Below are 23,615 nucleotides of genomic sequence, written 5' to 3'. Positions count from 1 at the left end.
CAACACGGCGAAACAAATTGTAGGGGCAAAAGTTCACAAAATGTCATTACTGACAATGTTTAACAATTACTAACAACCACTAATTTTCCATTGGAAATAAAAGGCGCTGCCAATCTTGATTGTTAGCAAATATATAATCATTGATGACATTTAACTAAATGCAAGAAACCCGCGCCTGGCTTGCCTTTGCGGCGAGCGTTGCGCAGCGCCATCAATCTGAAAAGCAAGAGAATTGAATCCGGGAAATCCTTGAAATTCCGCCTGGAAATATGATATTTGTCGTGAGATTGCAACAAATCTTTACGAATCTTTACACGCGCGCGGCGTTGTGCCAGCAGCTTCGCATTATCTGCTTGCGCATGGGCATGGCATGCCGCCCTGCCTAAAGTGCTGCGGCAGCCGCTGGCGGATGATTCGCAGGCAGCTGCCGCCGCCAGTTGCGCAAGCCGACAAGGGCCAGCACGATGAACCCCGCATACAAGCCCGCGGTCAGGTTCAGGTCTTTATAGATGTACACGCCGACATAGATAATGTCGACCGCAATCCACAGCCACCAGTTGGCGACATATTTGCGCGCCATCCAGAATTGGGCCACCAGGCTGAAGCTGGTCAGCGCCGAATCCAGCCATGGAATATGGGCGTCGGTGAAGCTGGCCATGGCATAGCCCAACACGACGCTGCCCGCGGCGCCGGCCAGCAGGCCGGTCAGCAAACCGCGTTTCGGCAGGCGCTGCGGCTGGATATGCTGGCTATCCTGTTCCGATGCCCCGCTCTTCCATTGCCACCAGCCGTACAGCTGCATGACGGCGAAGATCAGTTGCAGCAGCAGGTCCGAATACAGCTTCGCCACCAGGAAGATGCGCGCATACAGCAGCACGGATACCAGGCCTATCGGCCAGCACCACAAATGACGGCGCGCGGTCAGCCAGACTGCCAGGGCGCTCACGATGACTGCAACGATTTCCAGGCCTGACATCAAGACTCCTGTGGTTCGGTTTTACGCTCGCAGCGGCGCTGCAGATGGTCGAGCAGATAGCGGCCGGCATCGCTGTCGAACCATACCGCATGGCCGAGAAAATAAGTGTCGTAGGCCAGCGCCGCATTGTCGGCGGAATGCTGCACGCCATGAAAATACGCCAGCTCGGACAGCGCGAACTCGATATGCACCAAGGGCAGCATGGCCGGCAATGCCGCAGCTTCCAGGGCCGACAAGGGCGTCACGGTTTCATAGGCGTCCAGCATGGCGTCCAGCTGGTCGATATGCACCAGATGGCGCTGGTCGCCGCTGGCCGAAGGCAAGGCCAGCCATTCGATCAGGTTGCGTTCAATCGCGTTGGCCAGGTCGTAGACCGCGCAAGTGCGGTCGGCCAGGCCGAAATCCAGCACTGTTTCGACGGCAGCCGGCGCCGGGGCGGCCTGCCACAGCAGATTGGAAGCGTGCCAGTCATTATGCGTCCACAACGGCGCCAAGCCATGCAGCAAGGGGCTGAGGCGGGCGTGGAACGGCAGCAGCACCCGCGCCACGTCGGCGCGCCAGTCGCGCGAGGCCAGATAATCGCTTAATGCCGGACGCTGCTGAATATAAAGCTGGATGCGCTCCAGCACTGCTTGCGGCTGTTCTGCACTCAACAAGGTAAAGCCGGAGGCGAGCAGCCTGGTGCTGCGCGCCGGCGCGTCATAGCCGCGCGCGGCCAGGTGCAGCCGGGCCAGTTCGCGGCCGGCAGCGGCGGCGTCGGCGCAACTGAGGAAAGGCGTCCATGAGGTGGCGTCGCGGTAGCGGTCGACGCCCTGCCCGACGCGCTGCACTTCGTAAGTCCAGTCGCCGTCGGCATAGGCCGTATTGCCGTCGCCGGTGCTCAGCACTTCACTGACGGCCAGTCCGTTGGCCCGCAGATGGGCCATGAAGCGGTGCTCGTCCATCAGCTCGTCGACAGTCCGTATCTCACGCAGCAAGCGTTTGATGAACAGAGGGCCGGAAACGGTGTCCGCCACGCAGGCGCTGGAAAACGGCCGCGGGCTGTGCCAGTCCAGGCGCGTCACCGCGCCCGCCTGCGGGTAGTGGCGCAGCAGGCCGGCCACTTCATCCAGCGTCAATGTGGGCCAGCTCGGCGGCACCGCGTCCATGCCCATGCCGTGGCTGAGCACGGCAGGCAGGCCGCTGACGTCGTCTGGTTTTGCATCCTTCATGCCGCTTCCATCCCGCCCTTAAAAGTCGTACTGGAGCGACAGCCGCGCGGTGCGCGGCGCCCCCAGGTGCAGGTAGCTGTCGCCGAAATATTCGCCGACGTCTTTCCAGTAGCGCTTGTCGAACAAATTATCCACGCTCAGGCGCAGCACCGCAGCATGCCCGGCCAGGCTGGTCTTGTAGCGCAGGCCGGCATCGAACACGCTATAGGCGGCGACGTTGACGTCGCCTCCACGCGTAGCCGCCTTGCTGGCGCTGTACTGCCAGCCGCCGAGCAGGCTCAGGCCGCTGACCTGCGGCAGCGCATACGACGCATACAGCGCCGTGCGCAAGCGCGGCACGTTGATGGCCTGGTGGCCGTCGTAGGCAGGCGTGCCAGTGTCGTCGGCACGCGCCTGAATCAGGGCCAGGCTGGCGGTCAGCCGCAGCTGCCGGGTGACCTGGCCGGCGGCGCTCAGCTCCAGGCCGCGGTGCGTTTCCGTACCTTGCTGGGTGTAGGTATAGCCATTCTCATCCGGCTTCGGATATTCGTAGGGCTTGGTCATCTGGAACAGCGCCGCGCTCAGGCTGAGCTGGCCGCGCCAGTCGTACTTGACGCCGGCTTCGACCTGGCGCGATACGGTCGGCGCCAGGAAGGCATAGGCATTCTCGGCCCAGAACGGCGCCTGACCGCCCATGGTCAAGCCTTTGCTGTAGCTGGTGTAGAGCGAGAGATCGGCCAGCGGCTTGTAGACCAGCGCGACTTGCGGCAGGAACAGGGACTTCTCGGTAGTGCGGGTCACAGCGCCGGTGGCGTCCAGGGCCCGTTCATTGAGCCACACCTGGCGGCCGCCGGCAATCACCTGCCATTGCGGCGTCAGGCTGATGCGGTCGACCGCAAACAGCGCCTTTTGCCGGCTGTCGAGGCGCAGAGTGGAGGCATCCGGCGACAACGGCGAAGGCGCGTAGACGATCGGATTGGGGTTATAAATATTATCGCTGCCGATCGGATCATTGACGCCATCGCTCTGCGACACGGTACGCCGGAACATGCTGGCGCCAAAAGTCAGGTCGTGGCCAATCTTGCCGGTATCCAGTTTTCCCTGCAGCACCGCTTGTAGCTGATCGTTGCGGCGGGTGTCGTCAGGAAAGCGGTAATCGTAGATATCGAAATCGCCGTTCGCGCTGAAATAGCGCTGCGGCGTTCCATCATCAACGCAGGTGCTGGGGATAGCACAATGCCCATAGGGAAACGCGGAATTGTCGTCGATCACCACACGGCTGCGGCTGGCCGCGACATAAGCGCGCCAGTCCGGCGCCAGGTCGAGATCCAGGCGCAGGTTCAGATTGACAGAGTTAATGGTGACCGGCTTGGCCCACGGCTGCGCGCCCAGCAAGGTCGAGGGCGACACATTGCTCGGGACGACAGTGCCGCCCAGCAGCTGGTAGCCCGGGGCGGAGCGCTGCTCGCGGTGCTGGTACTCGGCGTCGAACTGCAGGCGCGCCTGCGGGCTGATCACCCAGTCGGCCGCCAGCGCGGCGAAATTGCGCTCGCCGTCCGCGTTGTTGACATAGGAATGCAGACTCTCATGGGCGGCATTGATACGCAGGCCGAACTGCTTTTGCGCGCCGAACAGGGCGCCGATGTCGGTGGCCAGGTAGCGCGAGCCGCGCGAATCTGTTTCCAGCGTAATCGAACGCACATCGGCCGGCCGCTTGGTGACATAGTTGATCAGGCCGCCGGGCGGCGTCATCCCGCTTTGCAGGCCGGCCAGGCCCTTCAGGATCTCGACGCTTTCCTTGTTTTCCAGCGCGACATTCTGTTCGCCGGCGATGCTCATGCCATTGATCTGCAGGCTCGTCGCCAGGTCCAGCGGAAAGCCGCGGATGCTGAAATTTTCGTAGTAGCCGACCGGCGTGTAATTGTCGCCGACGGCAGCATCGTTGCGCACGACGTCGCTCAGCAGGCGCGCCTGCTGGTCGTCCAGCTGGGTGCGGGTAACCACGGACACCGAGGCTGGCGTATCGAGCAGCGAGGCGGCGCCGAAGCTGGCGACCGAGGCCGAGGTCTTGCGATAGCTGTCGGCGGCGGGACCGGCGCCGGTCACTGTTACGGTCGGCAGCGCGGTTTCATTCTGCGGCTGGGCGCCCTGCCCGGCGCCGGCAGCCGGCTTGCCATTTTGTTCGGGATCGCTTTGCGCATGCGCCATGCCGGCAGTCGCTGCTGCAATCAGGGTAATCAGCAATTTTCTTTTAGTCTGCAGCGCTACCCGGCCTCCGGCCGCTGGATAGGTTCTTTTCGTAGTTGTCATTGTTGTGCCGACGCCATATTAAATAGATAACGCACCCGCATTTTGCGTCTGGAAATCCGGGCGTGATTAAAACAGGATCCGCATTATCCGTCCAATTTCCAGCCGATACTTAAAAACTGCGCAATACACCTATATGGCTGACGGGCATTGACAACAGGCGGATGCTGCAAACGCCCATAAAATTCCCGAAAAGAAACATTATTTGACAATTTGCCTCTGCCTGGCTTTCGGGGCGCCTTCAGGGTGCCAGCGACCAGCAGACTGGCGCAATTCGGCGCAAACTGGGGGAAGACGCGCTGTTTGCATCCGTACGCTGGATTTCTTCGTATATTGATTACACGGAATCACGCAATACAGGCAACACGAAACTGCAGGCTGCATATGCATAGCGCAAGAACGGCCTGCGCCGGCCATCGACGAGACAAGGAGAGATTGCCATGCCAACCCGACGCACCTTGATGTTCAGGACCGGCGGCGGCCTGCTGCTGGGGAGCGTGCTGGCGACGCTGGGCTGGCGCGCCAGCGCGGCGGAGAAGTACGAAATCATGCATACAGACGCCGAATGGAAGCAGCGCCTGAACCCGACCCAGTATGCGATTTTGCGGCAGGAAGCGACCGAGCGGCCGTTTTCCAGTCCGCTGGACCATGAAAAACACGCCGGCACCTATTCTTGCGCCGGCTGCGACCTGGCGCTCTACTCCTCCAAGACCAAGTTCGACAGCGGCACCGGCTGGCCCAGCTTCTGGCAGCCGCTGCCGAACGCCGTCGCCACCCGCATCGACAGCACGCTCGGCATGAGCCGCACCGAAGTGCACTGCCGCCGCTGCGGCGGCCACCTCGGCCATGTCTTCGAGGACGGCCCGAAACCCACCGGCCTGCGTTATTGCATGAATGGCGCCGCGTTGAAATTCATGCCGGAAATCTGAGCGCAGTATCGAGACCGGTCCCGCCGGCCGCTCAGACCCGCCGGGTGCCGGTATCGACCGCCTTGGTCTGCCCCGATTCCAGCGTAAAGCCCGCCCCGGAATCGGTGCCCATCACCTTCACCAGATAGGGCATCAGTTCCTTCAGCATCGGTTCCAGCGTCCATGGCGGGTTGATCACGAACATGCCGCTGCTGTGCAAGCCGAAGCCATCCGGCGACGGTGTCTTCACCGTCAGCGTGACGTTCAGCCAGCCATTGGCTTTCATGCGCTTGAGCTTGTCCGGCAACTGGCGCGATTCCATGCGGTTCAGCAAGGGATACCAGACCGCGTAAGTGCCGGTGGAAAAACGCGTGAGCGCATCTTCGATGGTGTTCTTGACGTGACGGTAGTCCTCTTTCACTTCATACGGCGGATCGATCAGCACCAGGCCGCGGCGCGACGGCGGCGGCAGCAAGGCTTTCAGGCCGAGGAAGCCGTCGCCCAGCTGGATCATGACGCGCTTGCCGCGGCCGCTGCCGCGCGGGTTGCGCTCGGCCTCCAGGCGGCGGAAATTGTCGGTCAGGATCTTGCCGTCGCTCGGATGCAGTTCAAACAGGCGCAGGCGATCCTGCTCGCGCATGACGGCATCGGCGCAGTACGGCGAACCCGGGTAATAGCGCAGCTTGCCGTCCGGATTCAGTTGCCTGACGACGTCCACATATTCGGCTGCCGCCGGCGGCAGGTCCTTGCGGTCCCACAGGCGGCTGATGCCGGACTCGTACTCGGCATTTTTCGAGGCATAGCCGCCGTCCAGCGCGTACACGCCGGCGCCGGCGTGGGTATCGATGACCATGTAGGACGTGTCCTTCTGGCCCAGGTAGCGCAACAGCTGGATGGTGACCAAGTGCTTCAGCACATCGGCATGATTGCCCGCATGGAAGGCATGGCGGTAACTCAACATAGGGAACTCTATCGTGGTGAAGTGTGTTGCCACACTCTACATCAAAGCGCCGGCCGCGCAATGTGGTAACGCGATGGCGGGCCGGGCTGGCGTGCAGAAGTGCGGTAAAGTCGCGCGGGAGCAGCAGTTTTCCAGTATCCCGCAGCGCAAACGACCCGCATTCTAACATTGCGGCGCGGGATGGCGGAGATGGATGCGCCAGCTGTACGGCAACAGCCGGCAAACAACACCGATGCCAGACAAACAACTCACTCGCCGGCGGCTTGCATTTTCAGCATCTGCCCAGCCACTTCGACGCAAGCTTCGATATGCTTGTTGCCGATCGCCCGGAAGGCGGAAAAGCCGATCGCCGCCGACACCATCTGGCCGGCGATGGGCACCAGCCGGGTGGCGTTCTTGGAAACCACCTTGACGCCGCTGCGGGTCAGGATTTTCAGCAGCAGCTCGCGCGTCACCACCCTTCCCACCAGCGTGCTGCCAAGGCCGACGATGGTGCTGTAGGTGGCTACCCGCAGCTTGGGCTGGAGCTTTTCAATCTGCTGCGGCGTCAGGCCGAAGGCTGCATTGATGTCTTCGATCAGGCGCGACAGCAAATGGATATCGACGGCGATATCGACCCCCATGATCGGCAAGGCGGACGCGCCGGCCGACAGCAGCGCCCGCTTGGCCACCATCTGGCGGCAGCGCAGGCGCACCGCCTGCAGCGCCGTTTCGGACGCCGGCAGCAGTACGCCCGCGCTCCGCCTGGCGGGCTTGCGCCATGGCAGGCGATCCAGCATCAGCTGGCCGCCTTGCCTTTGACAAAGCCGTAGATCACCAGCAGGACGAAGGCGCCGACGATGGAGCCGATGAATCCTGCGCCCTGGCCGGCGTGATACCAGCCCAGCGCCTGGCCGACGTAGCCGGCCAGGAATGAGCCGGCGATGCCCAGCAGGGTGGTGACGATAAAGCCCATGTTCTCGCGTCCGGGATGGATCAGCTTAGCGATCACGCCGACGATGAAACCCACGATGATGGTCCCCAGAATTTCCATAGATGCTCCTCATGGTTGAGTTTGGCTGCGCAATGGCAGCACCGGTACCAAGCGCCGGTGCGGGATCCAATATAGAGCAAAGTGCGGCCATCTGCAGCGCTTGCAAGGTGAACTTATGTGAAATGTTGGCTGAACGGCATCCCGGCAACATTCAATCATGCGCGCAGCTCGTGCGAACGATCCAGCCGGAAATAGGCATCCAGCAAGGAGGTCTTGTAGACCGCGCCCAGCAGTTCCGGATCTTCATGGCTGCGCACCACCGGCAGCCGTTCGCCCTGGTGATCGAGGAAGGATTGCAAGGCATCGCCGAGCGACATGTCTGGCGTCACCACGTGCAGGAATTCGCGCCGCACGAAATCCTCGGCCACCTTGGCCTGGGTATCGGCCTTCTCCAGCAGGCAGGAAGTGATGTCTTGCAGCGCCACCACGCCGCAATAGCGGTTGCGCTGGTCGACCACATAGATGTATTTCACCGGATACTTGAGGAACAGGCCGCTGATTTCCGCAAACGATGCGTTCAGCGGCAACACCGTGTCGGCCGGCCGGATCAGCTCGCTCATATGGATGCCGCGCAGCCGCACCCGCTCCTGCGCATCGCGGTTGCGCTTGATGGTGATGTCGTACATGGAAGCGCCGTTGATGCTGCGCGCCACGAAGTAAGCCACCACGCAGGACAGCATCAGCGGCAGCACCACCTGGTAGCTCAGGGTCATCTCGAAAATCATCAGGATCGCCATCAGCGGCGCGCTGGTGGCCGCCGCCAGGAAAGCGCCCATGCCCACCATGGCATAGGCGAACGGCGCCGAAGTCATGCCCGGCAGCAGCGTGTGCAGCACCTCGCCGAACAGATAGCCGATGGCGGCGCCGACAAACAGCGTCGGCGTGAAGATGCCGCCGACCGCCCCTGAACCGGTGGTGATGCTGGTCGCCAGGACCTTGAGCACCAGCACCAGCAGCACGCTCCACCACAGCCATGGCGTGTGCAGCAGGGAATTGACCACGCTGTAGCCGTTGCCCCAGACCTCCGGCATCCAGATCGAAATCAGGCCCACCAGCAGGCCTCCCACGCCCAGCCGCAGCGGCAGCGGCATGCCGGTCTTGCTGAACGCATGCTTGGAAAGCGTCAGCAGGCGCAAAAATTGCGGCGCGGCGACGCCGGCCATGATCCCCAGCAGCACGAACCACACGATCTCAATGCCGGCCAGCGGCGGGAAGGACGGCATCTCGTAGGCCGGATGGTAGCCGGGCAGCCCGCGCATGGTGATGTTGGCAACCACAGAAGCCACCACCACCGGGCCGAAGCTTTCCATGACGATCGCGCCCAGCACGATCTCGGTGACAAAAAAAGCGCCGGCGATCGGCGCGTTGTAGGCCGAAGTAATCCCCGCCGCCGCGCCGCACGCCACCAGCAGGCGCAGCCGTGCAGGACTGAAATAGGTGAGGCGGCCGACCAGCGACGCCGCCAGCGCCGCCAGCTGCACCATCGGCCCTTCGCGCCCGATCGAACCGCCCGTCACCACCGTCGCCAGCGAAGACAGGCTGCGCAGCAGGCTTTGCCGCACCGGGATATGGCCGTCGCCGATTGCTACCGCTTCCATGTAATCCGAGGTGGCGCTGGCCGGCACCCGCTTGGCCAGCATCAGGATGGCGCCGGCGACCAGGCCGCCGGCCGCCGGCAGCAGCAGCCGCATCCACCATGGCAAGCTCTTGGCCATGGCGACGAAACTGCCGCTTTGCCCGGTCAGCAGCTGCTGCAAGCCGTACATGCATTCGCGGAACAGGATCGTCGCCAGCGCGCCGAGGAAGCCGACCACGGCCGCCCACAGCAGCATCGAATGGCTTTCAGAGAAATGAAACAAGCGCTGCAGGCGGACGCGGTAAGCAAGGAGTGTGCTGCGAAGTGTGCTGCTTGAGGGCATGGTCGGTGTCGGCAAGTTGATCGTGGGAGAAGTACGGTGCTTAAATTTGCAGGTCAGCACCGCTGCCGGCCGCCGTCATCAGCCCCGCAAAATACGCCATGTCGGCCGCCACCGCCGCTTCCGCCCGGTCCTGCATGGCTTGATAGCGCGCCAGGACTTCCTGCCCCAGCGCCGTCACCTGCGCCCCGCCGCCCTTGGCGCCGCCGGTGGCGGTCGCCACCAAGGGCTGCCGGAAGCACTGGTTCATGGCTTCCACCAGCAGCCAGGCGCGCCGGTAAGACATGCCGATCGCGCGTGCCGCCGCGGAAATCGAACCGCTTTGCTGTATCGCCAGCAGCAGCGCCGCCTTGCCGGGACCGAAGGCGATGGTCTCGCCTTGCAACACTCTGAGCCGTATCGATTTGGAATTTGCCATAGGCGCGATTGTAACAAGGAGGTCGGCAGATTACAGGCATTTTGTTGGCAACCCCCGGATTGCGCCAGCCGCAGCGCGTCCTCCAGGCCGCTTTTCAGGTTGACTCACGCTGTATCCTGCCATATATTTCGCTTTCCATTTTGTTACTTCCTGCCAGGAGATACCGCGATGTTGTGCCGCTTGAAACGCCTTGCTATTGCCAGCGCCCTCCCCCTTTTCCTGTTGACGCCGGCCGCCCATGCCGCCGACCTGGTAGTGTCGGCCGCGGCCAGCCTGACCAACGCCTTCAAGGAACTGGGACAGTCGTTTGAAGCGCAGAATCCGGACACCAAGGTGCTGCTCAACTTCGCCGCCTCCGATGTCTTGCTGCAGCAGATCATCAAGGGTGCGCCAGCCGACGTGTTTGCCTCGGCCGACCAGGAAGCCATGAACAAGGCGGAAGCGGAAAAGGCGGTGCAGCCCGCCAGCCGCAAGAATTTCGCCAGCAACCAGATCGTGCTGATCGTGCCAGCCGACAGCACGCTGCACATCGCGCAACTGCAAGACCTGACGCAGGCGGCGGTGAAGCGCGTCGCCTACGGCAATCCGGCTTCGGTGCCGGTCGGCCGCTACACCAAGGCTGCGCTGGAACACGCTAACCTGTGGGATGCTGTGGCAGCCAAGGGCGTACCGGCGCAGAACGTGCGCCAGAGCCTGGACTACGTCGCGCGCGGCGAAGTCGAAGCCGGCTTCGTTTTCTCCACCGATGCGGCGATCATGCCGGACAAGGTGAAGGTCGCCCTGCGCGTGCCGTCGCAAACGCCGGTGAGCTATCCGATCGCGGTCACCGCAAATACCAAGCAAGCCGAGATGGCTGCCAAGTTCGTCGCCTATGTACTCTCGCCTGTCGGCCAGGCGACGCTGGCGCGCTATGGTTTCTTGAAACCCTGAGCACCTGGTGGGCTGTAACAAGCGCATCAATAGTGTTATCGTCAAGTTCTTCCGCACAGGGCCAAGGGTCAGCAGTGAATAGAAAGCAGAAGTCATGAACAGCGGAGTCTGGGTTGCCCTCACGCTGTCGCTGAAAGTCGCAGGCTGGGCCACCCTACTCAACATGCTTTTCGGCGTTGCAGCCGCCTACGGCTTATCGCGCTGGCGCTCGCCGGCGCGCGATCTGGTCGACGCCGTGCTGACCTTGCCGCTGGTGCTGCCGCCGACCGTGCTCGGCTACTATCTTCTGGTGCTGCTGGGACGCCGCGGCGTGTTCGGCGCCTGGCTGGAAAAATGGGGCATCGAGCTGGTCTTTACCTGGCAAGGCGCAGTGATCGCCGCCACCATCGTCGCCTTTCCGCTGGTTCTCAAATCCGCCCGCGCGGCCTTTGAAAACGTCGATGCGCAGCTGGAAAATGCCGCCCGCGTGCTTGGCGTGTCGGAAGCCGGGGTCTTCTTCCGCGTCACCTTGCCGCTGGCCTCCAAGGGCATTGCCGCCGGCGTGCTGCTGGCTTTCGCCCGCGCCCTGGGCGAGTTCGGCGCCACCCTGATGATCGCCGGCAACCTGCCGGGCCGAACCCAGACCTTGTCGGTGGCGATCTATGAAGCGGTACAGGCCGGAGACGACCAGAGCGCCAACCTGCTGGTGCTGATCACCTCCGCCACCTGCATCGCGGTGCTGCTGATCGCCGGCCGCCTGCTGCCGAAAAGCCAGCGCCGCAGGAACTGGTGAGGACGAGGCCATGACGATTGAGATCAGCATCCGCAAGCACATGCAAGCCGACGACCGCGGCTTCAATCTGGATATCTCCCTGCGCGCCGAGAGCAACCGGGTCATGTTGTACGGTCCGTCCGGCGCCGGCAAGAGCCTGACCTTGCGCGCGATTGCCGGCCTGCTGACGCCCGACGAGGGTGTGATACGCCTCAAACACAATATCCTGTTCGACAGCACCGCGGCGATCTGCCTGCCGCCGCAGCAGCGCAAGGTGGCCTACCTGTTCCAGGACTACGCGCTGTTTCCGCACCTCACGGTGGCGCAGAACGTGGCTTTCGGCCTGCGTTCGGGCTGCACCAACATGCGTCGTCCGCACGAGCATCCGGCGGTGCGGAAATGGCTGGCTTCGTTCGAGTTGAGCGCCACCGCCAACAGCTATCCGCACCAGCTGTCGGGCGGCCAGCGCCAGCGCGTGGCCCTGGCCAGGGCGCTGGTGCTGGAACCGGACATCCTGCTGCTGGACGAACCGTTTTCCGCGCTCGACCTCCACTTGCGCGACAAAATGCGCTACGAACTGTCGGAACTGCAACGCCGGCTGAACGTGCCGATGATGGTGATCACGCACGACCCCGCCGACCTCGCCCTGCTCGGCGATGAAATCTTCGAAATCCGCGACGGCAGCATCTTTAAGACAGCCAACTGAAAACCGCAAAAAAAAGCGCGGAACCGAACCGGCCCCGCGCTTTTCATCGACTTGCCTGCAGCCGCCGCTGGCGACTGCAGCGATTCCGCTATTTAGAAAATGTGACGGATGCCAACTGCAACGCCAGTCACGCTATCCTTGCCGACCAGTTCCGACAAGGCTGCATCTTTAGCCTTGTTGTAGTCGACCGTACCGTACACCTGGGTACGCTTGGACAAAGCATATTCCGCTACGCCGACCAGCGCGTAACGGGTGCCGTCGCCCAGGTTGCCGATAGTGGCAACGGTGACGTTCTTGCTCTTGTCGTAGTAGCCGGCGGCCGACAGCGACCAGGCTGGCGTTGCCTGGAAAGTCGCGCCCAGGAAGTAAGCATTGTCCTGGCGCTCAACGCCGGCGATGCCGCCGTTGGTCGCAGCTGCGCTTCCGGAGACGCCAAAATACGCAGGCGTGGTGCCGGTGCTGTCCTTGATGCGGTAGTAGCCGCCGAACAGCTTGGCTGCGCCGATTGCGTAGGAAAGGCTCAGGTTATAGGCAGTGTCTTTCCAGTCGGTGTTGACCGAGCTGACAGTCTGCTGATAGCCGCCGCCGATGGAAAACGGACCGACCGTGTACTGGCCGGTGGCGCCGACCTGGCTGCCCGACTTGACCGATCCGGCCTTTTCGCCCGCAGCATAGCTCAGGGCGCCGGCGAAGCCGCCGAATGTGCCGGAGTACTTGATCATGTTGGAATTGCGGACCAAGGTGGCGCCGGCAGGCATCCATGCGTTCTGGTCGTAATTGCCGACGGTCAGCGGATCGAAATGATCAGCCATCAGGTCGAACAGCGGCGTTTGCTGACGGCCCAGGGTGACTTGGCCGAAGCTGCCGCTCAGGCCGACATACGACTGGCGGCTGAACAATGTGCCGGCGCTGGACAGGCTGCCGTTATCGGAATTGAAGCCGTTTTCCAAGCGGAAAATGGCTTTCAGGCCGCCGCCCAGGTCTTCAGTGCCCTTGAAACCCAGGCGGCTGTTCGAGATGGCGCCGTTGGTGACGACAAAGTTCTTTTGTCCGGCAGCGTTGTCGCTGCTGATATAACGGATGCTGGTATCGACGATACCGTAGATCGTGACCGAGGTCTGCGCCATCGCGCCGCTACTGGCCAAGCCCGCCGCTACCAGCAACAAGGAATATTTTTTCATGCACGTCTCCATAGGATTAATATTTTTTAGATTTTGTACGACAGGCTGGGAACGGCGTCATCAAATCTCCACCACGCTGCCCCCACCGTCGCTTTACCGCTACTGCCACAACGCCGCCATTCCGGCGCTGTCGCGGGCTGTAACAACCCGCTAGGGGTAAAGCTGAGCTGCCATCATAGCAGGCTAACTTTCCCCCAAGACAAGCTGTTGTGAAAACACAACTTGAATTTATTCCGCCTTCAGCACGCCGCGGCGGATCTGGTCGCGTTCGATCGATTCGAACAGGGCCTTGAAATTGCCTTCGCCAAAGCCTTCGTCGCCCTTGCGCTGGATGAATTCGAAAAATACCGGGCCCAGCGTGTTGGCCGAAAAGATTTGCAGCAGCAGGCGCTGGCCCTGGTCGTTGGAGACGCCGTCCAGCAGGATGCCGCGCATCTGCAGCTGGTCGGTCGGCTCGCCATGGCCTGGCAGGCGCCCTTCCAGCATTTCGTAGTAAGTCGCCGGCGGCGCCACCATGAATTTGGTGCCCATTTTCTTCAGCGCATCCCAGGTTTGCACCAGGTTGTCGGTCGCCAGCGCGATGTGCTGGATGCCTTCGCCGCTGAACTGCATCAGGAATTCCTCGATCTGGCCCGAGCCCTTGGACGATTCTTCGTTCAAGGGGATGCGGATCATGCCGTCCGGCGCACTCATCGCCTTCGAAGTCAGGCCGGTGTATTCGCCCTTGATGTCGAAATAGCGGATTTCGCGGAAATTGAACAGTCGCTCGTAGAACGCCGCCCAGTGCGCCATGCGGCCGCGGTAGACGTTGTGGGTCAGATGGTCGATGGTCTTGAGGCCGGCGCCGACCGGGTTGCGATCGACGCCTTCGATGAATTCGAAATCGATGTCATAGATCGACTTGCCCGGCGTGAAACGATCGATCAGGTACAGCGGCGCGCCGCCGATGCCCTTGATCGCCGGCAACCGCAGCTCCATCACGCCGGTCGCCATGTCCATCGGCTCGGCGCCCAGTTCCAGCGCACGCTGGTAAGCCTTGTGCGCATCCTTGACGCGGAACGCCATGCCGCAGGCAGACGGTCCGTGTTCGGCCGCAAAGTAATGCGCCGGGCTTTTCGGCTCATGGTTGATGATGAAATTGATATCGCCCTGGCGATACAGCGACACGTTCTTGGAGCGGTGGCGGGCAACCTTGACAAAGCCCATGGCCTCGAAGGCCGGCTCGATCACGTTGGGGATTGGCGATGCGTACTCGACGAATTCAAAGCCGCACAGGCCCATAGGGTTATCAAATAAATCAGTCATGCGCTACTCCTGGTATAGATAAAGTCTGGTGGACTGCATAAAAACGGATCAGCCGCGGGTAGCGGCGCTCTCCGATATTTCTGGCTTGATCAGCTGCTGCAAAGCGATTTCAAATGCGACCTTGGCAATCCCGGTATGGCTGGCCGAATGGCCGTGGCATTTTTCCAGCGCCGCACCGACGGTGGCGGAGACGTCGCCGAAGATCGCTTCGTCGGATACTTCGACCTGGCTCTGCATGAGGAAGGCGAAAGCGCGCGCCATGCCGCAGTTGGCGATGAAGTCAGGGATCACGGCGACGCGGTTGTCCGCATGTTCATAGATCGGACCGTAGAAGATATCGCTGTCGGCAAACGGCACGTTGGCGCCGCTGGACACCACTTGCAGGCCGTTGGCGATGAGCTGGTCGACCTGTTCCTGCTTGACCAGGCGCGAACCGGCGCATGGCAGGAAGATATCGGCGCCGACGCTCCAGATGGCGGCGTTGCACTCGTCGAAAGAGAGCATGTCGTCCGCGATCAGCTGGTTGCCCTGCTTGGCCAGGAACAAGGCATGCACTTCTTCGTAGCTGTAGCCGTCGGCCTTGATCAGGCCGCCGTTGCGGTCGATGATGCCGACCACGCGGGCGCCGGCCTTGGCCAGGTAGTAAGCCGCGGTCGAGCCGACATTGCCCCAGCCTTGCACGATCACGCGCTTGCCTTCAAGGCTGCCGCCATACAAGCGGTAGTAATGGCGCACCGATTCCGCCACGCCCCAGCCTGTGATCAGGTCCGCCACCAGGTATTTGCGGCTGGCTTGCGGCGTGTAGCGCGCATCTTCCACCACTTTCGCCACGCCCATGCGCAGCTGGCCGACCTTCTGGATGCGCTCGTTGTCGCTAGGCTCGAAATGGCCGTTGACGATGCCTTCCTGCGGATGCCACAGGCCGTAGCGCTCGGTCATCGGAATCACTTCATGCACTTCGTCGACGTTGAGGTCGCCGCCGGTGCCGTAGTAAGTCTTCAGCAAAGGCGTGACCGCCTTGTACCAGCGGCTAAGCACACCGGCCTTGCGCGGATCGGCAGGGTCGAAATCGATGCCGGACTTGGCGCCGCCGATGGCGGGCCCGGACACGGTGAACTTGACTTCCATGGTCTTCGCCAGCGACTCCACTTCGCGCCGGTCCAGCCCGCTGCGCATGCGCGTGCCGCCGCCCGCTGCGCCGCCGCGCAGCGAATTGATCACGATCCAGCCGCGCGCCGGGGTCTCGGCGTCATGCCATTCAAAGACGATTTCCGGCGCCTTGCTTTCAAACGCATTGAGTAAAGCCTTCATACTGCTCCTTCAGATTTCCATGGTTGCAACGACCCTGCTTCTGCCGGTCTGGTCAGCCCAGCAACAGCTTGTCGTCATCGATTTTTTCGCCGCGGGTGGTTTCAAACATCCGCAGCAGATCCGGCACATCCAGGCCTTGGCGCTGCTCGCCGTGCACATCCAGGATGACTTTGCCTTCGTGCAGCATCACGGTGCGCGTCCCGTAGTCCAGCGCCTGGCGCATGCTGTGGGTGACCATCATCGCCGTCAGCTTGCTGGATTCGACGATCTTTGCGGTCAGCGACAGGATAAAGGCCGCGGTCTTGGGATCCAGCGCCGCGGTATGCTCGTCCAGCAGCAGGATGCGCGAGGGCTGCAGCGAAGCCATCAGCAGGCTGACCGCCTGGCGCTGGCCGCCGGACAGCAGGCCCATGCGGTCCGACAAGCGGTTTTCCAGCCCCAGGTTGAGGATGCTGAGCTTTTCGCGGAACAGTTCGCGCAGGTTGCGGTTCAGGGAAAAACGCAGGCCGCGCTTGCTGCCGCGCTTCCAGGCCAGCGCCATGTTTTCTTCAATCGTCAGGCTTTCGCAGGTGCCCGCCATCGGGTCCTGGAACACGCGCGCCACCAGGTCGGCGCGCTGCCAGCTGGAACGCCGCGTGGCGTCGGTGCCGTCGATGGTGATGCTGCCGCTGTCGACCATCAGGTCGCCGCAGACCGCATTGAGCATGGTCGATTTGCCGGCGCCGTTGGAACCGATCACGGTGACGAACTGGCCGGAGGGAATTTCCAGCGACAGGCCGCGCAAGACCTTGTTTTCGATCGGCGTATCGGGATTGAAAGTGATTTCAAGGTTATCGAGTTTCAACATCAGTTTTCCCCTTTGCGTGCTGCCAGGCCACTGCTGATGCTGGCGGAAGGCTTGGTTTTTCCGTTGCCACGCATGCGCTTGTAACTGCGCTTGAAATTGGGAATCAGCAGCGCCAGGCCGACCAGCGCCGCCGTCACCAGATTCAGATCCTGCGCCTTGAGGCCGATGAAATCCATGTCCAGCGCCAGTGCAATGAAGAAGCGGTACAGCACCGCGCCGAAAATACAGGCCGCAGTGGTCACCACCAGGCTGCGCGCCGGCACCACGGTTTCGCCGATGATCACCGCCGCCAGGCCGATCACGATGGTGCCGATGCCCATAGAGATATCGGCGCCGCCCTGGGTCTGTACGAACAGGGCGCCGGCCAGCGCGACCAGCGCATTGGAAATCGCCAGGCCCCACACCGTTTGCCGGCTGGTGGAAATGCCCTGGGCCCGCGCCATGCGTGCATTGGCGCCGGTGGCGCGCATCGACAGGCCGGTCTCGGAAGCGAAAAAAGCGTCCAGTAAGAGCTTGGCGATCAGCACGATCACCAGCATCACCAGCGGCTGCACCCAGTAGTCCGGCAAGTCGCCGATGTTGATCATGCTGAACACTGTCGGCTCGCTGATCAGCGCCACGTTAGGTTTGCCCATGATGCGCAGGTTGACCGAATAGAGGGCAATCATCACCAGGATACTGGCCAGCAATTGCATGATCTTCAGGTAGACATTGAGGCAGGCGGTGATACAGCCGGCCAGGCCGCCGGCCAGCAGCGCGATGAAGGTCGCCAGGAAGGGATTCCAGCCAGAGACGATCAGGGTTGCGGCAACGGCGCCGCCGAGAGGGAAACTGCCGTCGACCGTGAGGTCGGGAAAATTGACGACGCGGAAAGACAAGAACACGCCAAGCGCGACCAGGCCGAAAATCAGGCCGATCTCAATAGCGCCAAGTGAAGCGATGAGCGACATATACATCCTTAAATTACGGAGCCGCGGCTAGCCGGAACAGCAGACCGAGCGCGGTTCATCAGCAAAATGCGCGGCAAAAAACACGCCAAATCAGGCAAACCAGAATCTACGAAGCAAAAGCTGGCGGATGAAGGCATGCGTCATCCGCCAGCCCTGTTTATTGTTCGACGACTTTGGCGGACTTGACCAGATCAGCCGGCAAGGTCAGGCCTTGCTTGAGCGCTGCCTTAGGATTCACGTAGAGCTCGAATGTGGTGCTGGTTTGCGAAGCAATCTTGCCTGGCGCTTCGCCCTTCAGGATGCGAACGACGATCTTGCCGGTCTGGCGGCCCAGGTCGTAGTAGTTGAGGCCGATCGCAGCAGCAGCGCCGCGCTTGACCGCGCCGGTATCGGCGGCGACCACCGGCAGCTTGGCTTGCTCGGCCACTTTGATGATGCCTTCAAGCGCTGACATGACATTGTTGTCGGTCGGCGCGTAGATGACGTCGGCCTTGCCGATCAGGCTTTGCGCGGCGCTCGGCACGTCGATGGTGCGGGCGGCGGCGGCTTCAACCAGGGTCAGGTCGGTGCCGGCCAGCAGTTTCTTGAGCGATTCGACGATGGATACCGAATTGGCCTCGCCCGGGCTGTAGATGACGCCGATGCGCTTGGCTTTCGGCGCCACCTTGCGGATCAGTTCGATCTGCTTATCCAGAGGCGACATGTCGGACACGCCGGTGACATTGGTGCCGGAAGCATCCCAGCTCTTGACCAGCTTGGCGGCGACCGGATCGGTCACGGCAGCGTAGACGATAGGCACGGTCTTGGTGGCCGACACCAGCGCCTGGGCGGAAGGGGTGGCGATCGCCACGGCGACGTCCGGCTGGCTGCCGGCATATTTGCGGGCGATCTGCGCCGCGGTGCCGGTATTGCCTTGCGCGCTTTGATATTCGAATTTCAGGTTCTTGCCAGCTTCGTAGCCGTCGGCCTTCAACTCGTCCTTGACGCCGTCGCGCACGGCATCCAGCGCCGGGTGTTCAACGATGGCAGTGACCACCACGGTTTTGTCCGCAGCATAGGCAGCGGATACGCCCGCCAGGCTCAACAGCACGACAGATGCAATAGCGGTACGCAAGAAAGGAAATTTCATGACTTTGTCTCCAAATGAGTCAGTTTGGTTGCCGGAAATCGGCTGCTTTATTATATTGCAACAAAGGATTATTCTGGCTTGCGCCCCTGCTGCTCTATATATTATTTTGAAAAAAGTATAGCTTTGAACGCTGAAAATTGGTTTGCGAGTTGCGGCCGATTTTTATACGGTTATGAAATATAATTTCGTCACAAATCCAGAAATCGAGAATAAATTGCACAAAATTGATATCGATCAAATCGACCGCAAAATGTTGACCTTCCTGCAGCAGAACGGCCGTGCATCCAATCTGGAACTGGCGGAAGCCGTCAGCCTGTCCGCCCCGCAATGCCACCGCCGCCATCGCCGGCTGGAAGAAGCCGGCTTCATCGTCGGCTATGAAACCAGGCTGAGCCCGGCCAGCCTGGGGCTGAACGTGATCGCCTTTGTCCATGTATCGATGGAGAAAGGACATATTAACGACTTATCGGGATTCAAGGCGGCCATCAACGAATGGCCGCAAATCCTGGAGTGCTACTCGATCACCGGCGATTTCGACTATGTATTGAAAGTGACCGCGCACGATCTGAAAGAACTGTCGGACTTCCTGATGGAAAAGCTGATGCGCATGCGCGGCGTCAGCGGCGTCCGCTCCAGCGTCTGCCTGGATGAAATCAAGGCGACCAATATGTTGCCGCTGCCGCCGGTCTAGTTCACATCATAAATACGCATACACGCTCAGTTTTCGCCAGGATGCTTGCTTTGTTAACGCGGCATCGATCATGCCATCGCTCAACGCATCCCTTTTGCGATATCGGATTTCAGATTTTCTGTACTAACGATTTGCTTTGCACTCGCAGCTTTTGCAATGCAGTCCAGCAATTTTTCAACAGCGACATTCGAGACGGGAGAGATATGTTGCAAAACGCCAATTTCCCGAAAAAACCCCGCATCCCCTAACGGTAAGACACGCAGCTTTTTGCTCGATGCGCTTACAGTGAGATCATAAGGGATGATGGCGACTCCGAGTCCTTTTCTGACCATCTCCATGATCACCATCGGTTCGTCCAGCTCCATCGTATCGTTCACGCCGAGGCGAGTACGCTTGAGGTAGCGCTCAACCAGCTGACCGCCGTAAGACCTTCTGCTGTAGCGCAGAAACGGATGCGCCAACAACAGGTCCTTGACCGTTGCCTGGCGCGCCGACAGCGGTGCAATTGCCACGTAGGTTTCGCGCAACATGGTGGTCCATTGCAAGCTCTTGGTCATTTTCAGATTGGGGCGAATCATGACCGCGAGCGATAAATCGTTACTGTCGATTTGCGACATGAGCTGGACCGATGTTCCTGGCACTACGTTGACCACAACCAATGGGAAGCACTTGCGAAATTCCGCCAGCGCTGCCGGCAGCAAGCCCAGCTGGACGGTGGAGATGGCGCCGATATCGATTTTTCCACGCGTGGCAGCGACTTCGGTCTGCCCCTTCATGGATTCGAAAAGCCTGATGATTTCCTCCGCGGTATGTAGCAACTGCCTGCCGTGATCACTGACAGCGACGGACTTTCCCGCGCGCGTGAAGAGTTCGCAATTCAGCTCATCCTCCAGGCGCTTGATTTGCATGCTCACCGCAGATTGCGTTAAGCCAAGCCTGGCGCCGGCGGTCGAAAACGATCCCAGTTGCGCCGCGGCTGCAAAGGTCTTCAGGTAACGTATCATGCTTATGAAATATTTGAATTAGAAGCATCAAAAACCATCATTTTACATCACAAATATATGTATATAGACTTGCTTCAAAGCTCAGCACGCACAGGAATGGCAATCACAGGCGATTCTGCTTCCCAGCCTCCTTGCGTGCTGCATAGCCGACTTACCCATCACCAATAAAGCGTTAGGAAAGAGAATCCAAGATGACACCGACACCGTTGTTCCATTTGGCATTTCCCGTCAACGACATTGCCCAGGCGCGCGCCTTTTATGGCGATCTATTGGGCTGCCATGAAGGCCGCAGCGCCGAAAAATGGGTGGACTTCAATTTCTATGGGCATCAACTTGTGGCGCACCTGGCGCCGGGCGAAACCGGTCTCAGCGCCACCAATCCAGTGGATGAGCACGATGTGCCGTCACGTCATTTCGGGGTGATCTTGTCCTTGCCAGAATGGGAGGCGCTGGCTGCGAAGCTGAAAGCCGCCGGCATCAAATTCATCATTGAACCGCATATTCGTTTCAAGGGAGAAGTCGGTGAGCAGGCCACGATGTTTTTCCTGGATCCGTCCGGCAACGCCCTCGAATTCAAATCGTTTGCGAACATGGATTACATCTTCGCCAAATAATCATTGCAATCATCATGGCGGCCAATTCTTGCCGGCGCTGTGCCACATCAGCGCTCAAGCCGCGCCATCGGGTCATGCCGAAGAGCTGAACCGGACGCTAACAGCCTGCGCATGTCTGGCGGCCATCCATGGTTCTGGTTGAATATTTTCAAGCTAGTCCGGCCAGAATATCGGCATAGAGGAAAATGAATGAAGGAAAACATGAAGCAAGCGATTGCCATTTCGCACGTCGACTTCGAGGGTCTCGGGACCTTGCGCGCATCCCTTGAGGAACGCGGTTTCGAGATTCGGCAGGTGGATGGACCGACCGCCGATTGGAATGCATTGGCGCAAGCTCCTGCCGATCTTGTCGTCATTCTCGGGGGACCGTTGGGAGTCGCCGACGAGGCCGCGTATCCCTTCCTGTCGAAGGAGCTGGCTTTCATCAAACGATGCCTTGCCGACAAGATACCGCTCATTGGTATTTGCCTTGGGGCGCAACTTATCGCCACGAGCCTGGGTGCGAGTGTTGCGCCCATGGGCGCAAAGGAAATCGGCTTCGGCCCAATCGAACTCACGCAGGCTGGGACGGCGTCAGCGCTGGCGGCGCTGACGGCTACGCCAGTTCTACATTGGCATGGCGATGCGTTCGATATCCCGCCTGGAGCATCCAATCTGGCACAGACAGCCATTGGCAAGCACCAGGCATTCGCCCTGGGAAAGCACGTGCTCGGACTGCAGTTCCACCTAGAGGTAGACGCACGATTTATCGAGCGATGGCTGGTCGGAAACGCGGGCGAGTTGGCGCAAGCGGGCATCGATCCGAAAACTCTGCGGGCAGATGCGCAACGCTACGGAGAAGAATTGGCTACGATGGCGCAGATAGTTTTCGATACCTGGCTCGATACGGCCGGCCTCTAGCAGCCTGTCGGACTTAGGGGATCGAAGCGAAAAAATAGCTGAGCGAGGACAGATTTTGCCGGATTTGCAGTGTCAATAGCTTAGGCCGGTGAAATATGGCCCGGTCCGGAGGGACCGCTCAGGTATTTTTGCAGCCGATCATCCTAAGTCCGACAGGCTGCTAGGGCATGTACTTGACGTTTGCCAAGCAGTTTCCCCGATATATTGATCGACGCCGTGCCGGGTAGACGCCAGCATGCTTGCGCGCCGGCATGGCTTGAGCGGCCGACCGCTCCTTCTTTCACGGTTTCACGGTTTCACGGTTGGCAGGATGGGGGATTCGATTGATGCAAAGCACCCACGGAAGGAATCTTATGCGCAATTTAAACGTAGCAATAACCGGGTTCGGGGGAATCGGGCGCAAGGTGGCGCATCTATTGCACGAGCGGCGGGCCGACTATAAAAAACGATATGGCTTCGACCTACGTATAGTGGGTGTTTGCACCGGGTCTGCCGGAATTATCCATGAGGATGGCCTCGACCAGGCCGCCCTGGAGGACAAGGAAGCTTATTTCAAAGGATTGTCAGGCGCAGCCTTTATCGATCATGTGCCAGCCGATGTCCTGGTCGAAGCCAGCCCAACGGACTTCCGGACCGGCGGTGCGGCACTGGCCTACATCAGGTCGGCCTTGGCCCGCAGGATGCACATTATTGCGATCTCGAAAGGCGCCCTCGCTGTCGACTACGCGGGCATCCGCGAAGAGGCGAGCCGGCAAAGGGTCGCACTCAAGCTGAGTGGCGCAGTGGGTTCTGCAATACCGACCATAGATCTGATTCAATACAATTTGGCCGGGTGTCGAGTATCGTCCGTATCGGCCATCGTCACCGGAACGACAAACGTCATCTTATCGGAGATGATGGACAAAGAGTGCTCATTTGCAGATGCGCTTGCCGCAGCACAGCGCCTAGGCATTGCGGAGTCGGATCCAACGCTCGATACGGATGGATGGGACACCGCATGCAAGATCGCCATCCTGTCCAACGCAGCGTTTGGCACTGCCATCGAGGTCGAGAAGATGTTCAGGCAAGGGATCAGCGGCGTGACCCTGGCGGATGTGCGTCAATGGCGCGCCGCTGGCCTAATGCCGCGTTTGGTAGGCCATATCGACTATATTGACGAAACATATCAGGCCTGCGTCCGCCTCGACCTGTGCGACCAGGCACACCCTTTTGCGCAGGTGCACGGCAGCACTAAGGCGGTCCGTATCACGACCGACCTCATCGGCGACTTTACGATCGTTGGCGGCGGATCTCATCCATACGGAACGGCTGCTGCCGCGCTCAAGGACCTTGAGCATATTCTCTTTATGCTTCAGCGTCCGGTGCTGTGAAAGAGGCGTTGAATAGCCTTGTACTGCTGGACTTTTTCTCGCCAGTCACCATGCGCCAGTCCTGAGCCACATTCAACGCGACGGATTCACAGTCCACCGTATTTCTAGGTAAAAAAGCCGCACCCTTGTGGGATGCGGCTTTCTGGAGCGCCGGCGAGATAACACCGGCGCCCTGCCGGCGAGCCGGCGTTCAATAAACCTGGTCGTTCTACTGAAT

General features: G+C 60.7%; 23 protein-coding genes. 8 read left to right on the top strand and 15 right to left on the bottom strand.

Features of this window, described 5'->3' with window-relative positions; all coding sequences use genetic code 11:
• Positions 1–382: 382 nt before the first annotated feature.
• From pnuC to KHU30_RS00155, 3 genes are read right to left on the bottom strand one after another with little or no spacing between them, the layout of a single operon-like run.
• Positions 383–976: a nicotinamide riboside transporter PnuC gene (gene pnuC, locus KHU30_RS00165; RefSeq protein ID WP_211440651.1), complete on the bottom strand. Its 594-nt coding sequence runs from the start codon at positions 974–976 to the stop codon at positions 383–385.
• Positions 976–2,187, bottom strand: a complete 1,212-nt coding sequence (locus KHU30_RS00160; RefSeq protein WP_211440650.1) for a phosphotransferase enzyme family protein — start codon at positions 2,185–2,187, stop codon at positions 976–978. Before KHU30_RS00160 ends, pnuC begins: the two co-directional genes overlap by 1 nt.
• Positions 2,188–2,205: 18 nt before the next feature.
• Positions 2,206–4,476 (bottom strand): TonB-dependent siderophore receptor, encoded by a 2,271-nt coding sequence (locus tag KHU30_RS00155; protein ID WP_211440649.1) that lies wholly within the window; start codon positions 4,474–4,476, stop codon positions 2,206–2,208.
• A gap of 437 nt (positions 4,477–4,913) precedes the next feature.
• Between KHU30_RS00155 and msrB the strand changes: the two genes are divergently transcribed.
• Complete coding sequence (gene msrB / locus KHU30_RS00150) at positions 4,914–5,402, top strand: peptide-methionine (R)-S-oxide reductase MsrB (protein ID WP_211440648.1); 489 nt, start codon at positions 4,914–4,916, stop codon at positions 5,400–5,402.
• Between the two features lie 31 nt (positions 5,403–5,433).
• Here the strand turns inward: msrB and KHU30_RS00145 are convergent, their stop codons facing one another.
• The 5 genes from KHU30_RS00145 to KHU30_RS00125 form a co-directional block, all read right to left on the bottom strand.
• Positions 5,434–6,342, bottom strand: a complete 909-nt coding sequence (locus KHU30_RS00145; protein WP_211440647.1) for a 23S rRNA (adenine(2030)-N(6))-methyltransferase RlmJ — start codon at positions 6,340–6,342, stop codon at positions 5,434–5,436.
• A 248-nt stretch (positions 6,343–6,590) separates the two neighbouring features.
• Entirely contained in the window at positions 6,591–7,121 is a 531-nt protein-coding gene (locus KHU30_RS00140; RefSeq protein ID WP_211440646.1) for a hypothetical protein, read from the bottom strand.
• Positions 7,121–7,375 (bottom strand): GlsB/YeaQ/YmgE family stress response membrane protein, encoded by a 255-nt coding sequence (locus KHU30_RS00135; protein ID WP_211440645.1) that lies wholly within the window; start codon positions 7,373–7,375, stop codon positions 7,121–7,123. Before KHU30_RS00135 ends, KHU30_RS00140 begins: the two co-directional genes overlap by 1 nt.
• A gap of 155 nt (positions 7,376–7,530) precedes the next feature.
• Positions 7,531–9,294, bottom strand: a complete 1,764-nt coding sequence (locus tag KHU30_RS00130; RefSeq protein WP_211440644.1) for a ClcB-like voltage-gated chloride channel protein — start codon at positions 9,292–9,294, stop codon at positions 7,531–7,533.
• Positions 9,295–9,334: 40 nt separating this feature from the next.
• Positions 9,335–9,709, bottom strand: a complete 375-nt coding sequence (locus KHU30_RS00125) for a winged helix-turn-helix domain-containing protein (RefSeq protein ID WP_211440643.1) — start codon at positions 9,707–9,709, stop codon at positions 9,335–9,337.
• 168 nt (positions 9,710–9,877) lie between these two features.
• On the opposite strand from KHU30_RS00125, the gene modA reads away from it, so the two are divergent.
• The 3 genes from modA to KHU30_RS00110 all read left to right on the top strand — a co-directional run bounded on the left by modA (position 9,878) and on the right by KHU30_RS00110 (position 12,096).
• On the top strand, positions 9,878–10,639 hold the full coding sequence (modA, locus tag KHU30_RS00120) for a molybdate ABC transporter substrate-binding protein (protein ID WP_211440642.1): 762 nt from the start codon (positions 9,878–9,880) through the stop codon (positions 10,637–10,639).
• A gap of 94 nt (positions 10,640–10,733) precedes the next feature.
• Entirely contained in the window at positions 10,734–11,411 is a 678-nt protein-coding gene (modB, locus tag KHU30_RS00115; RefSeq protein ID WP_211440641.1) for a molybdate ABC transporter permease subunit, read from the top strand.
• A gap of 10 nt (positions 11,412–11,421) precedes the next feature.
• The gene (locus KHU30_RS00110; RefSeq protein ID WP_211440640.1) at positions 11,422–12,096 is read left to right on the top strand and encodes an ABC transporter ATP-binding protein; all 675 of its coding nucleotides are present in this window, start codon (positions 11,422–11,424) and stop codon (positions 12,094–12,096) included.
• 92 nt (positions 12,097–12,188) lie between these two features.
• Here the strand turns inward: KHU30_RS00110 and KHU30_RS00105 are convergent, their stop codons facing one another.
• The 6 genes from KHU30_RS00105 to KHU30_RS00080 form a co-directional block, all read right to left on the bottom strand.
• On the bottom strand, positions 12,189–13,277 hold the full coding sequence (locus KHU30_RS00105; RefSeq protein WP_211440639.1) for a porin: 1,089 nt from the start codon (positions 13,275–13,277) through the stop codon (positions 12,189–12,191).
• A 228-nt stretch (positions 13,278–13,505) separates the two neighbouring features.
• Entirely contained in the window at positions 13,506–14,582 is a 1,077-nt protein-coding gene (hppD, locus tag KHU30_RS00100; RefSeq protein WP_211440638.1) for a 4-hydroxyphenylpyruvate dioxygenase, read from the bottom strand.
• A 48-nt stretch (positions 14,583–14,630) separates the two neighbouring features.
• On the bottom strand, positions 14,631–15,893 hold the full coding sequence (locus KHU30_RS00095; RefSeq protein ID WP_211440637.1) for a Glu/Leu/Phe/Val dehydrogenase: 1,263 nt from the start codon (positions 15,891–15,893) through the stop codon (positions 14,631–14,633).
• Between the two features lie 52 nt (positions 15,894–15,945).
• Complete coding sequence (locus KHU30_RS00090; RefSeq protein ID WP_211440636.1) at positions 15,946–16,740, bottom strand: ABC transporter ATP-binding protein; 795 nt, start codon at positions 16,738–16,740, stop codon at positions 15,946–15,948.
• Positions 16,740–17,690, bottom strand: a complete 951-nt coding sequence (locus tag KHU30_RS00085) for an ABC transporter permease (RefSeq protein WP_211440635.1) — start codon at positions 17,688–17,690, stop codon at positions 16,740–16,742. The genes KHU30_RS00090 and KHU30_RS00085 overlap by 1 nt, the downstream gene beginning before the upstream one ends.
• A 157-nt stretch (positions 17,691–17,847) precedes the next feature.
• The gene (locus KHU30_RS00080) at positions 17,848–18,819 is read right to left on the bottom strand and encodes an ABC transporter substrate-binding protein (RefSeq protein WP_211440634.1); all 972 of its coding nucleotides are present in this window, start codon (positions 18,817–18,819) and stop codon (positions 17,848–17,850) included.
• A 214-nt stretch (positions 18,820–19,033) separates the two neighbouring features.
• Between KHU30_RS00080 and KHU30_RS00075 the strand changes: the two genes are divergently transcribed.
• On the top strand, positions 19,034–19,510 hold the full coding sequence (locus KHU30_RS00075) for an Lrp/AsnC family transcriptional regulator (RefSeq protein ID WP_211440633.1): 477 nt from the start codon (positions 19,034–19,036) through the stop codon (positions 19,508–19,510).
• Between the two features lie 80 nt (positions 19,511–19,590).
• Here the strand turns inward: KHU30_RS00075 and KHU30_RS00070 are convergent, their stop codons facing one another.
• Entirely contained in the window at positions 19,591–20,514 is a 924-nt protein-coding gene (locus KHU30_RS00070) for a LysR family transcriptional regulator (protein ID WP_211440632.1), read from the bottom strand.
• 191 nt (positions 20,515–20,705) lie between these two features.
• Between KHU30_RS00070 and KHU30_RS00065 the strand changes: the two genes are divergently transcribed.
• The 3 genes from KHU30_RS00065 (at position 20,706) to KHU30_RS00055 (ending at position 23,398) form a co-directional block, all read left to right on the top strand.
• Positions 20,706–21,128, top strand: a complete 423-nt coding sequence (locus KHU30_RS00065; RefSeq protein WP_211440631.1) for a VOC family protein — start codon at positions 20,706–20,708, stop codon at positions 21,126–21,128.
• 201 nt (positions 21,129–21,329) lie between these two features.
• On the top strand, positions 21,330–22,028 hold the full coding sequence (locus KHU30_RS00060; protein ID WP_211442133.1) for a glutamine amidotransferase: 699 nt from the start codon (positions 21,330–21,332) through the stop codon (positions 22,026–22,028).
• Between the two features lie 353 nt (positions 22,029–22,381).
• On the top strand, positions 22,382–23,398 hold the full coding sequence (locus KHU30_RS00055) for a homoserine dehydrogenase (protein ID WP_211440630.1): 1,017 nt from the start codon (positions 22,382–22,384) through the stop codon (positions 23,396–23,398).
• The last annotated feature ends 217 nt before the right edge of the window (positions 23,399–23,615 follow it).

Source organism: Collimonas humicola (genome assembly GCF_018304945.1).
Classification (GTDB): domain Bacteria; phylum Pseudomonadota; class Gammaproteobacteria; order Burkholderiales; family Burkholderiaceae_D; genus Collimonas; species Collimonas humicola.
Note: the sequence above shows the minus strand (reverse complement) of the source record. Positions and strands in the feature narration are given on the sequence as shown.

Coding starts and splice junctions, on each gene's coding strand:
- pnuC (WP_211440651.1), bottom strand. CDS start 976: ATGTCAGGCCTGGAAATCGTTGCAGTCATCGTGAGCGCCCTGGCAGTC.
- KHU30_RS00160 (WP_211440650.1), bottom strand. CDS start 2,187: ATGAAGGATGCAAAACCAGACGACGTCAGCGGCCTGCCTGCCGTGCTC.
- KHU30_RS00155 (WP_211440649.1), bottom strand. CDS start 4,476: ATGACAACTACGAAAAGAACCTATCCAGCGGCCGGAGGCCGGGTAGCG.
- msrB (WP_211440648.1), top strand. CDS start 4,914: ATGCCAACCCGACGCACCTTGATGTTCAGGACCGGCGGCGGCCTGCTG.
- KHU30_RS00145 (WP_211440647.1), bottom strand. CDS start 6,342: ATGTTGAGTTACCGCCATGCCTTCCATGCGGGCAATCATGCCGATGTG.
- KHU30_RS00140 (WP_211440646.1), bottom strand. CDS start 7,121: ATGCTGGATCGCCTGCCATGGCGCAAGCCCGCCAGGCGGAGCGCGGGC.
- KHU30_RS00135 (WP_211440645.1), bottom strand. CDS start 7,375: ATGGAAATTCTGGGGACCATCATCGTGGGTTTCATCGTCGGCGTGATC.
- KHU30_RS00130 (WP_211440644.1), bottom strand. CDS start 9,294: ATGCCCTCAAGCAGCACACTTCGCAGCACACTCCTTGCTTACCGCGTC.
- KHU30_RS00125 (WP_211440643.1), bottom strand. CDS start 9,709: ATGGCAAATTCCAAATCGATACGGCTCAGAGTGTTGCAAGGCGAGACC.
- modA (WP_211440642.1), top strand. CDS start 9,878: ATGTTGTGCCGCTTGAAACGCCTTGCTATTGCCAGCGCCCTCCCCCTT.
- modB (WP_211440641.1), top strand. CDS start 10,734: ATGAACAGCGGAGTCTGGGTTGCCCTCACGCTGTCGCTGAAAGTCGCA.
- KHU30_RS00110 (WP_211440640.1), top strand. CDS start 11,422: ATGACGATTGAGATCAGCATCCGCAAGCACATGCAAGCCGACGACCGC.
- KHU30_RS00105 (WP_211440639.1), bottom strand. CDS start 13,277: ATGAAAAAATATTCCTTGTTGCTGGTAGCGGCGGGCTTGGCCAGTAGC.
- hppD (WP_211440638.1), bottom strand. CDS start 14,582: ATGACTGATTTATTTGATAACCCTATGGGCCTGTGCGGCTTTGAATTC.
- KHU30_RS00095 (WP_211440637.1), bottom strand. CDS start 15,893: ATGAAGGCTTTACTCAATGCGTTTGAAAGCAAGGCGCCGGAAATCGTC.
- KHU30_RS00090 (WP_211440636.1), bottom strand. CDS start 16,740: ATGTTGAAACTCGATAACCTTGAAATCACTTTCAATCCCGATACGCCG.
- KHU30_RS00085 (WP_211440635.1), bottom strand. CDS start 17,690: ATGTCGCTCATCGCTTCACTTGGCGCTATTGAGATCGGCCTGATTTTC.
- KHU30_RS00080 (WP_211440634.1), bottom strand. CDS start 18,819: ATGAAATTTCCTTTCTTGCGTACCGCTATTGCATCTGTCGTGCTGTTG.
- KHU30_RS00070 (WP_211440632.1), bottom strand. CDS start 20,514: ATGATACGTTACCTGAAGACCTTTGCAGCCGCGGCGCAACTGGGATCG.
- KHU30_RS00065 (WP_211440631.1), top strand. CDS start 20,706: ATGACACCGACACCGTTGTTCCATTTGGCATTTCCCGTCAACGACATT.
- KHU30_RS00060 (WP_211442133.1), top strand. CDS start 21,330: ATGAAGCAAGCGATTGCCATTTCGCACGTCGACTTCGAGGGTCTCGGG.
- KHU30_RS00055 (WP_211440630.1), top strand. CDS start 22,382: ATGCGCAATTTAAACGTAGCAATAACCGGGTTCGGGGGAATCGGGCGC.